The organism is Candidatus Benthicola sp., from assembly GCF_058719085.1.
Genome location: NZ_JBZQEK010000015.1, coordinates 1 through 1,916, shown reverse-complemented (window position 1 = coordinate 1,916; position 1,916 = coordinate 1). Strand labels below are relative to the sequence as shown.

Genomic DNA, 1,916 nt, shown 5'->3' with positions numbered 1-1,916 from the left:
CCCGTTTTCGGCCTCTGAGGATCGCGCGAGGGGTGTTTCAGGGGGTTCGGAGGTCGAAGGGGTCGCAACGAAGCGCGGACGGAGGATAGGCGCGGGGCGAGGCCTGGCCGAGACCCGAACCATGAGTGGTCGCGGAGTCGACGACACCTGCACCCCGAAATCCGTCAATCCCCCTTGTGACAGTTCGGCCGCACTCGGCCGTACTCTGCACTCGGCTGCACTCAGCCGCACTCGGCCGGTCGGGTGTCCGTCCGCCATCCCTGTTCCAGCGGCGGCGCCCGGCGGCGGAACTCGCCCCCTCGCTTGACAACCTCCCGACCGTTTGGCGTTAATGGCCGGAACGATCGGTCCGGACTGCGTCCGATCGCAGCGGCGCCGGGTCGGCCACGGGGCTGCCCGACCGCCCCGGGGACGGAGCCGGCGACGAGGCCTTTCGACCGCCGTGGGGCCGGGTCGGCAAGAGGCAGCCGACCGCCGTGGGTACGGGTCGGCCTCGAGGCAGCCGACCGCCGGGATACATACGCCGGCCACGAGGCAACCGAATCCAGACGGCCACGGCCGGGTCCTTCTTCCGGGAGACACGAGCGCTTGCTGTTCAACTCGCTGACCTTCGTCGCCTTCTTCGCCCTGGTGCTGGCGCTCCACAACGCGCCGCTGCCCTGGAAGCTCAAGAAGACGAATCTCCTCATCGCCAGCTACCTGTTCTACGCGGCGTGGAACCCTCCTTTCGTTCTGCTGCTGTGGCTCTCGACGATCGTCGACTGGCACGTGGCGAAGCGGATCTTCGTCGCGGACCGGCAGTCCCGCCGTCGCGCCTGGCTCGGCGTCAGCATGGTCGTGAACCTCGGGCTGCTCGGCTACTTCAAGTACGGCGGCTTCCTGCTCGAGAACTGGCAGACCCTGATGTCCGCGATCGGGGTCACGTGGACGGCGCCCGGGTGGGACATCGTGCTTCCGGTGGGGATCTCGTTTTACACCTTCCAGACGATGGCCTACTCGCTGGACGTGTACCTGCGGCGCGCCGAGCCGGCCGACTCGCTGCTCGACTTCGCGCTGTTCGTGACCTTCTTCCCGCAGCTGGTGGCGGGGCCGATCGTGCGGCCCACTCAGCTGATCCCCCAGTTCCAGAAGCCGGTGCGGGCGACGCGCGACCAGCTGCTGTGGGGACTCGGCCTCATGACGCTCGGCCTGTTCGAGAAGATGGTGATCGCGGATGCGGCGCTCGCCCCGGCGGCCGACGCGGTGTTCGGGGCGGAGAAGGCGGTGCCGTTCTCGGACGCCTGGCTCGGGACGCTGGCCTTCGCGGGGCAGATCTTCTCCGACTTCGCCGGCTACTCGACGGTGGCGATCGGGGTGGCGCTGTGTCTCGGCTTCTCGCTGCCGGACAACTTCCGCTTCCCCTACGCGGCGATCGGCTTCTCGGACTTCTGGCGCCGCTGGCACATTTCGCTCTCGACCTGGCTGCGCGACTACCTCTACATCCCGCTCGGCGGGAACCGGAAGGGCTGGCACCGTACTCAGGCCAACCTGATGATCACCATGCTGCTCGGCGGCCTGTGGCACGGCGCGGCGTGGACTTTCGTGGTGTGGGGCGGCCTGCACGGATTCTATCTGGGGGTCGAGCGCTTCATCCGCGAGCGATGGGGCGCCACGAGGAGAGGCGCGCGGATCGCCTCGACGGCCGCTTTCAGCTTCTTCCTGGCCCTGCTCACGTACTTCCTGGTGAACCTCACCTGGGTGTTCTTCCGGGCGCAGAGCTTCCCGCAGGCGTGGAGCCTAACGCGCGCCATGCTCGGCTTCGGAGCGCCCGAAGCGGAGCTCGTGCTCTCGAGCTTCCTCGTCATCACCGTCCTGACGGTCACGGTCGGCATGCTGGCCGTGCACTGGTACATGCGGAATCGCCGCCTCGAAGACGT

General features: G+C 68.1%; 1 protein-coding gene. It reads left to right on the top strand.

What is annotated here, in order from left to right:
• Nucleotides 1–588 precede the first annotated feature (588 nt).
• The coding region (locus AC36XV_RS01395) for an MBOAT family O-acyltransferase (RefSeq protein WP_492201891.1) at nt 589–1,916 on the top strand (1,328 nt) is incomplete at its 3' end.